Origin of the sequence: Desulfosporosinus sp. OT (genome assembly GCF_000224515.1) — a bacterium.
In the GTDB taxonomy this organism is placed as follows: domain Bacteria; phylum Bacillota; class Desulfitobacteriia; order Desulfitobacteriales; family Desulfitobacteriaceae; genus Desulfosporosinus.
Window position 1 is genome coordinate 1 of sequence record NZ_AGAF01000137.1, and the last position, 7716, is coordinate 7716.

Below are 7716 nucleotides of genomic sequence, written 5' to 3' on the forward strand. Positions count from 1 at the left end.
CGTCAAGTCAGAAAACTTATCTTAAGCCCGGAATACAGAGAACGCGGCAACTTTAATTTTCCGGACAGCCTTAAGGCCATGGTTGAGAATAAATCCAGCCGGATCTTAGGCACGGAGTACCTGCACGGCCGACCGGTTCTTCATGTCCAATTCAGTGAACAAGTTCCGGGTTTAGGGGAAATGAATACTCATCACTGGATGGACAAAGAAACCTGGATGCCGATCCGAACGGAATATTATAATGTCAAAGGCGAGCTGGTAAACCGCCGGGAAGTGAGAGAACTTCGCCTCAATCAAGGACTGCCTGATTCCCTGTTTGAACTGGATCTTCCTGAAGGGGTAACCATTGAGGAGGAAAACAGTCAAGTCCTCCATTTGCCTCAGGATATAACTCTGGCTGAGGCAGCAGAGCGTTTAGATCAAGCGCCCTATAGTTTGGCCGGTCAGAACTATAAGATCAAACACCAATGGGTTGAAGTAAAAGAGGGGAAAGGGGTACTGCTCAGTACGTATTCCGTCCTGGGTGAGCAAACCCCGTTGTTGATTGTCACCCAGGGACCGGTGCCGCATACCAATCTGCCGCCAAATTCAAGCATGGAACCCGTTGAACTGGAGTTTGACGGCAGGAAAGTCACCGGAGGACTGATCAAGATCGACTTGGCGGGTGTTAAATACATGCTCGATTGGCAGGACAATGGTTTCTATTATACCTGCGGCGGGCAGCTGGAAAAGGATGAGTTGCTTAAAATCCCCGGACAATTGACGCAAGGATAATTGAAAGCAAAGATTAGTGTAGGGCTTCCTGATAAAGAGAGATTTTATCAGGGAGCCCTATTTTCATTGTCTTCGTGGTCGAGAATATGGCAGTGCCAAACATACCTGGTCCGCGGCAGGAATAAAAGGAAATTGGTTAATGCTGATTTGGAGCGGTCCTTTTTGTCACCGACCCAACTTAAAATCATCAACGATAGAGTCGATGCAGCAAAAGAATTATGTGCTGAAAACAGCCAAAATACGATTTATTGTACTATGGCAGAAGGAAAACACTGAGGTCGAGGTTAGAATTGTTTTACCAGAGCTTTACTTTGAGAAAATATTGCCCATGATTATTAATCAGAACTAATCTACATGGGAGGATTATGAGAATGAAGTATACTTGCACGTTGATTGCTGTAAGAAATATAGAAAAAGCAAAGCAGTTCTATCACGACGTTTTAGGGTTAGAGATTGTTGCAGATTTCGGGGCAAATGTGACTTTGACAGGTGGTATTGCCTTGCAGACTGCTGATACTTGGAAAGGCTTTATTCATAAGCAAGATGAAGATATTGTTTTTGGAAACAATGCCTGTGAGTTATATTTTGAGGAAGAAGATATGGACGGCTTTGCTGCAAAATTAAACCTTATGAAAGATATTGAATATGTTCATCCGCTCCTTGAACATTCCTGGGGCCAACGAGTAGTTCGTTTTTATGATGTAGATAAGCACATTATTGAAGTTGGTGAAAACATGATGATGGTTGTCAAGAGATTTATAAACACAGGACTTTCGATTGAAGAAACGGCCACTCGTATGGATGTGCCGGTTGATTATGTGAGGTCGTGCTTAACGTAAAAAAAGAGCATACATATGTAAGGCAAAAACCGGCGTAATCTGCAGTATTTTTGTAAGATATCAGAAAGTGATATGTTTATGATAAATATCTCGAACTCTATCGTCTGACCTAATTGATATTTATCACAGAAATATAATTAAACAAGGTTTTAACCCTGCCCAAAGGCCCTCCGACATAAAACACGGAGGGCCTTTGGGCAGGGTTCTTTTAAGATAGGTGATTTATACTTTGCCACACCCTTTTCGAAAGGGGGTGGTAGGATGATCTCAATCATAAACCGGAGCAAAGGAAGGGGATTATTTTTTGGTCATTAACTTCTTGAAGATAAAAAAGAACACTCAGCAGTAATAAGGGCAGGGCCAGGTTTTCTGAGGCCAAAACATTGTTGTAATAGATCATGGGCGGGAAAATTCCGGCCAGTAACATGACCCCAAGACTTTTATGCCTGTCGTGGAATAATTGATCGGCGAATTATGAGAACTGTAATACAACGATTCTTGTCTCATTGATACAAAAATCTTTGGCATGATCGTTATAGTTTATAATTGTTTTCTAAAGAATTTCGGCTATCACTCGTGTAGGTAGTCCGGTCGAACCAACAATCAGAATCGGATAGGTATGCACAATAAATTGGTTGTCTTTGAATTCAATAAGTTTATTCAGATTACTTAAATTTTCAATTATAAATACACCATTATCGGCGCAATATTGATCTGCGATGGCATGTTCTGATGATTTTCTGATTCCTCCCATATCAAACCCTATAAGGCTTACTTTTTTATTAATCAGGTAACGAATAAGTGTATTAGACAACTCAGGATTATTCAGCATATATTCTGGCGTCGCATATGCGTGCTTTTCCATAATACCTGTATAGAAGATGATGTGCCATGTTATAGATTGTATTGAACGAAATCCATTAATTAATGGAATCGGAATTTCACAAAAAATGAATATAACAAAAGGCGGCATTTCAAAGATCAGTTCTAGATTGTTGAAAAAGAAACTAATCCAAATATATCGCCGGGAAGGGAATAAAAAGGAAATATTCTACTCGCTGACTCCACTGGGAAGAGAAGTATTTTTAGTTCATGAAAAACTCCATGAAAAGTTATATCAAAAGGCTGACCTGTTTTTAGATGGTTTTACTGATGAGGAATTAAAGAAAATTATCGAATTTATCAGTGGTCTTTCTGAAATAATTTAGAGTCATTTTTTGGTCTGAATGGATTGTTTTCGTCTGAACAGAGCAGATAATCCGGGTCTGTTTTGTTATAATTTTCTGGACGGTTGATACCCTTCTAAATGAGGTGTAGCTTGCCTTTGATTACTATGCTGCGGATGAAGTAAGCAAACCGGAAGATATCACTCCTGGTAGGAGCGTACTGAAGCTTCCAGCAGGAAACTATGTCGTATTTATCTATAAAGGAAAGGCAAAGGACTCTATACAGCCGGTGATGGACTACATTTACAAGGACTGGTTTCCAAGATCAAATTGTCAGCTCAACGAGAACGCAAGAGTAGACTTTGTCAGGTACGGTGAAAAGTCCGATGAAAAGGGTGAAAGCAGGATAGAAGTATGGATACCCGTAGTTTCGTAAAAGAAAGGAAGTCGGGATGTTAATTGACACAAAGAGCTAAAAGCACGATGCGTATTTGTAGATACCGCCATGGGGATACCAGAGCCAGATCGTTCATTTGCGAATGATCTGGCTTTTTGTTTTCCCGGGTTTATTTTCTACCCTGGAGGGATATGAGGGAAGAATGTAGAAGTGAAAGATCATGTCAGCCGCCATGCCGACACATCGATCCGCATTTGACGAAATTGGAAAATGTGCGTACATACTATGAATTTTATAAGCAGTATGAAAAAGATTTCTAAAGATACTGATTTAAATAGGGTGGTGAAGTATGCAGTATAGCTCATGTCTAATATATTTCCTGACTGGAACAGGAAATTCTTATCGAGCAGCCACGTGGATGGCGGCAACCCATACAAACAAAGGGATCAACTCCAAGCTGTATCAGATCACAAAACCCCATGAGGATGCAGATTATGAGGAAAACGGAAAGGACATCGTGGGATTTGTTTATCCAACCCATGGCTTTACAGCACCTTGGCCGGTGATTAGGCATACACTTCATTTGCCGCGGGGAAGGGGAAAGCATGCTTTTGTGGTGGCGACAAGAGCAGGTACTAAAATTGCTGCTCTGCCCTTCCCGGGGTTTGAAGGTACGGCGGGTTATCTTGTAGCACTTCTGCTTATTCTGAAGGGTTATACTATACGTGGAGTCATGGGGCTGGATATGCCGTCAAATTGGATGTCCTTACACTGGGGACTAAACCCTGCAAACTCCAGATTCATTATTGGCAGGGCCAAGATAAAAGCTGATTCTTTTGCAGAAAGAATTTTGGAAGGAAAAAGAGTGTTTAGAGGGATTCTATCCCTGTTTTTGGGTTTGCTTCTAAGCCCGATTTCTTTAGCTTATTTGGTAATCGGTCGGTTTTTCTTTGCAAAGCTGTTTTTTGCTTCAGAAAGCTGTACCGGCTGCGGTCTATGTGCCAAATCTTGTCCTTTTGAAGCCATAAGAATGATAGGAAGCAGAAAGCCTCGTCCTTATTGGACATTTTCTTGTGAAAGCTGCATGAGATGTATGGGATATTGTCCTAATAAAGCAGTTGAAACTAGTCATTCACTGGCGGTTCTTTTGTATTTTCTCACCACCTTGCCGGTCTCTTATTATGTTTTGAATGGATTAAGTAAGTTTTTGCCTGTAGGACAGGATCATTTCCTTTTAAAAACCCTGATTGATTACAGCTATATAATCCTTATAATTTTTGCAGCCAATCTTATGCTTTTTTGGCTTATCAAGATTCCTCTGCTAAACAAGCTCTGTACCTACACAACCTTGACTCACTTATATCGCCGGTATCACGAGCCGGATACAAGTCTAATGGATATTAGGCCAGAAAGCAAAAAATAATTCTCTTCACCCGCGGATGGTCTCTTTGCCGAAGCCAATAATATGATTCTCATCGTAGGGGTGGAGATAGTCACTGAAACCCGGTATTTTTAAAGCCCTCAAACTCGTTGGAGCAGTTGGGCCTTTTAGGTCCAGGACAAAGAAGAGGTCGACACTTTTAAAGGTTACCAAATAGCCGCGGTCTCCCATGAATCGAACGGAATAGATCTTCTTGCCGGGCGCAATATCTTCGATTTTACCTGTCGGTTGGAGGTTTTGATCAAGAATATAGACGTTGTACTTAGAAGTAAACTCATCCGTAACCGATTTTACGGGAAGACATATAGTCCCCGGCCATTTCAATTTCCCGCAGATGCTTCAGAATGGTTTTATCGGCTAGGCCATAGACGATTACCTTAGAGGCGGACCGAGTTAATAGATAGGTTGGTTCTATGAGCCCAAGAAACCCAAAGGCTTAAAAAGGGACATATTCAAATAATTGCTCAGAGTATCAAGAGTTCAGAGCACTTTCCTGAAAATACCGCGATAATTCGTCAACCGAACCTAATAACGATGTCAGGCACATATCTTTTCAGACACATCAAACTCCAGCAGTTGATTGTTATGGATTTTAGATTAAGGCTTATACAGGGGATGTAAGCCTAAACACCCGTAATTTTTGATTTAGGACATATGTAAATTATTACTGTTATTAAGTGCTTAAAAAGTATAAAAGCGTAGATTCCGCCTACGAGTGGGAAACCAGAGTAAAATCTGTTGTTATCTTATCAAAACCATACCCGTTTATCATCAAAGCCTGAAATCATCTATCCTAAATCTATAGGATTTTTTTAACATTTGATGGGAATTCCAATGTTCAATGTTGTTAGTTTCTGGTAGTGGGTTCTTCTTAAGTTCACTACTAATGTCGGCTTTTGAGAAATTTTTGTGATAATTTTCAGGAGGTTGAAATGAAGCATAGAAAAGCAATTCTTGTCATTTCAATGTTAAGCGCAGCTATGGTTATAGCGATATTTTTTAGCGTACTTCATGTAAAAGCCCAGATAAAAGATCTGTTCAGAATGAACAAGGTGCTTCAAGCAGAAGGCTACTATATGGCTGATTTCGAGTTCAAGATGATGGGGATGGCCTATTGGCTGGATCACGGACATTATTACAAAGCGTTATCACAAGTCAGTCTACTGCAGAAGCAGTTAAAAACAAGAGAAGGATTAATCAAAGTGCCGAAGTTTGCCAGCAAGGAAGATGAAATGGAATTCTATTTAAATCTGCAAAACCCGAAGACAGGAGCATTTATGGATGATTCTTACCCCTACTGCACATATAATGAACCTACGGAAAACATCTTAGCTCATCTTGACGCGCTGGCTAAAGAGACAGGAAAGCCATTACGCTTGAAGTACCCTTTGAAATACTTGGACGAGATAAGAGAGCCAGAAGAGTTAAGAGCGTTTCTCGACGATATGTCAAACGTCGGCTGGATAGCCGCCAAATTACCGCAAACTACCTTTGTATTTGCCAGAAGTTTATTAAGTTATTGCAACGGGGAGGGTGTTATCGGAGAACTCAATTTATATGATTACTCTCCCGAGTGGAAAGAAGCTTTGCTGCAATGGTTCTATGACAATCAGGATCCGCAAACGGGATTTTGGGGTCCAAAATCAAGAAGCGGCGGTCAAATGCTGAGAAAAGATTTAACCAACACAGCCTCAATTGTCAAGACATTCGTTGACAGAAAGGGCAATGATATTTACGAATCATTCCCTTTGCGTTATAAACAGGAGATGTTTCAGACAGCCCTTGAGGTTATGTCCGAACCCATGCCAGCTGCTGACGATTTAGACGAATCTCATGAATGGTCGTTGAAAATGGACAAAGGCACAGCCATGGTGACCAGATATTTATGCAAATATGCATCAGATAACGATAAAGCTAAGGCGAAAGCATTGTTAGAAAACTATGTTAAAATAATCTTTGAAAAGTATTACGTTTCAGATGAAGGAGCTTTCAGCTATTACCCTGATTCCCAGCATGCTGCTTTAGATGGTACGGGAAGTAAAATCAACGATTTTATCGACAGCGGTTTTTTCTCGGCGGAAAAGCAACAAGAATTATGGGGATGTTCAGAAAAGAAAATACTTGGAACCCAGTTACCGGTTGTACGAAGATATCTGATGGATGTAAAAACTGTTATGCTGCTATCATGGCGCAACGTCTATAGTTAATGTGAAATAAGAAATATGTTAATGGATTTGAGGTTGCTCTCCACGAATACTGCCTGACTGATCCTTTAAAGTGGAAAAAGCCTTCTCTAGTTTTCGTGAATTCTATGTTGGATCTGTTCCATGAGGCATCTCTTTAGATTTTATCCAGCAGATGTTTGGGATTATGAACAAAGCATCCTGGCATACCTTTCAAGTTCTAACGAAGAGAGCAGAACGACTTGAAGAACTAGCTCCTTATCTGAAATGGAGCCCTAACATCTGGCAAGGGGTAACCGTTGAAAGTGATCAATATAAATACCATAAATACCGCATTGATTCCTTGAGGAAAGTGAATGCGAAGGTCCGATTTATTTCTTTTGAACCGCTAATAGATGAGGTTAAAAACCTTGATTTAACAGGTGTGGACTGGGCGATTGTTGGTGGAGAAAGTGGGTTTAAGTCCCGAAGGATGGACTCTGAGTGGGTATTGTCAATCAAGAATGAATGCGACCAACAAGGTGAATGCGGAGTCAGTTCTCATCTGGGTTCGAAATGTTCATCAGTAATTTTTTTAAAACCCAGGGAACTTTTTAACCCTCTCATGAATCCTAAGTACTGAAATGCATTTCAAATTGAAATAGTTAGGATGAGGATAAAACGTGAAAGAAAATCTGATTGGCAGAGCTCGGCTGGGTGACCTGGACGCTTGGGAAGAATTAATCCGGGAGATCTATCCCCAGGCTGCCAAGCAGGCTTTCTGCCTGCTGCGGGATAAAGATCTGGCCCAGGATGCCGTCCAAGTCACGGTTGTTCCGGGCCCGGGTCCGCTTGCAGGAGACCTTGAAGCAGTATAGAAAAAAACCAAAGGAGCGAGTAGACATGACGCTGGAGTCCTCAGATATCATGGACTGAA

General features: G+C 41.0%; 8 protein-coding genes and 4 pseudogenes. 10 read left to right on the forward strand and 2 right to left on the reverse strand.

The features are described 5' to 3' along the window. The 3 genes and pseudogenes from DOT_RS12650 to DOT_RS12660 all read left to right on the forward strand — a co-directional run. Positions 1-774, forward strand: a pseudogene (locus tag DOT_RS12650) (RNA polymerase subunit sigma-70); the annotation flags it as partial. Between the two features lie 139 nt (positions 775-913). Continuing rightward, the gene (locus tag DOT_RS12655) at positions 914-1123 is read left to right on the forward strand and encodes a hypothetical protein (RefSeq protein ID WP_040412099.1); all 210 of its coding nucleotides are present in this window, start codon (positions 914-916) and stop codon (positions 1121-1123) included. Between the two features lie 22 nt (positions 1124-1145). Beyond that, a complete protein-coding gene (locus DOT_RS12660; RefSeq protein ID WP_009619139.1) occupies positions 1146-1613 on the forward strand; it encodes a VOC family protein in 468 nt (155 codons plus the stop codon). A 553-nt stretch (positions 1614-2166) separates the two neighbouring features. Here DOT_RS12660 and DOT_RS12665 read toward each other — a convergent pair. After that, positions 2167-2478: a hypothetical protein gene (locus DOT_RS12665; RefSeq protein WP_050809876.1), complete on the reverse strand. Its 312-nt coding sequence runs from the start codon at positions 2476-2478 to the stop codon at positions 2167-2169. A 16-nt stretch (positions 2479-2494) separates the two neighbouring features. Between DOT_RS12665 and DOT_RS12670 the strand changes: the two genes are divergently transcribed. The 3 genes and pseudogenes from DOT_RS12670 (at position 2495) to DOT_RS12675 (ending at position 4599) form a co-directional block, all read left to right on the forward strand. Then, positions 2495-2821: a hypothetical protein gene (locus DOT_RS12670; RefSeq protein WP_157998451.1), complete on the forward strand. Its 327-nt coding sequence runs from the start codon at positions 2495-2497 to the stop codon at positions 2819-2821. A gap of 127 nt (positions 2822-2948) precedes the next feature. Further along, positions 2949-3215 (forward strand): annotated as a pseudogene (locus tag DOT_RS28645) (GyrI-like domain-containing protein); the annotation flags it as partial. Positions 3216-3525: 310 nt separating this feature from the next. Further along, entirely contained in the window at positions 3526-4599 is a 1074-nt protein-coding gene (locus DOT_RS12675; protein ID WP_009619147.1) for an EFR1 family ferrodoxin, read from the forward strand. A 15-nt stretch (positions 4600-4614) separates the two neighbouring features. Here the strand turns inward: DOT_RS12675 and DOT_RS12680 are convergent. Beyond that, positions 4615-4899, reverse strand: a pseudogene (locus DOT_RS12680) (beta-propeller domain-containing protein); the annotation flags it as partial. A gap of 650 nt (positions 4900-5549) precedes the next feature. On the opposite strand from DOT_RS12680, the gene DOT_RS28650 reads away from it, so the two are divergent. The 4 genes and pseudogenes from DOT_RS28650 (at position 5550) to DOT_RS12695 (ending at position 7657) form a co-directional block, all read left to right on the forward strand. Next, positions 5550-6824, forward strand: coding sequence for a hypothetical protein (locus DOT_RS28650; RefSeq protein ID WP_009619151.1), 1275 nt, complete (start codon positions 5550-5552; stop codon positions 6822-6824). Next, positions 6719-6961: pseudogene (locus tag DOT_RS32370) on the forward strand (DUF5131 family protein). Before DOT_RS28650 ends, DOT_RS32370 begins: the two are co-directional and overlap by 106 nt. A gap of 26 nt (positions 6962-6987) precedes the next feature. Next, positions 6988-7422 (forward strand): DUF5131 family protein, encoded by a 435-nt coding sequence (locus tag DOT_RS32375; RefSeq protein WP_009619153.1) that lies wholly within the window; start codon positions 6988-6990, stop codon positions 7420-7422. Between the two features lie 40 nt (positions 7423-7462). Next, positions 7463-7657 carry a hypothetical protein gene (locus tag DOT_RS12695; RefSeq protein ID WP_009619155.1) on the forward strand — a complete coding sequence of 65 codons (195 nt, stop codon included), beginning with the start codon at positions 7463-7465 and terminating at the stop codon, positions 7655-7657. Positions 7658-7716 lie beyond the last annotated feature (59 nt).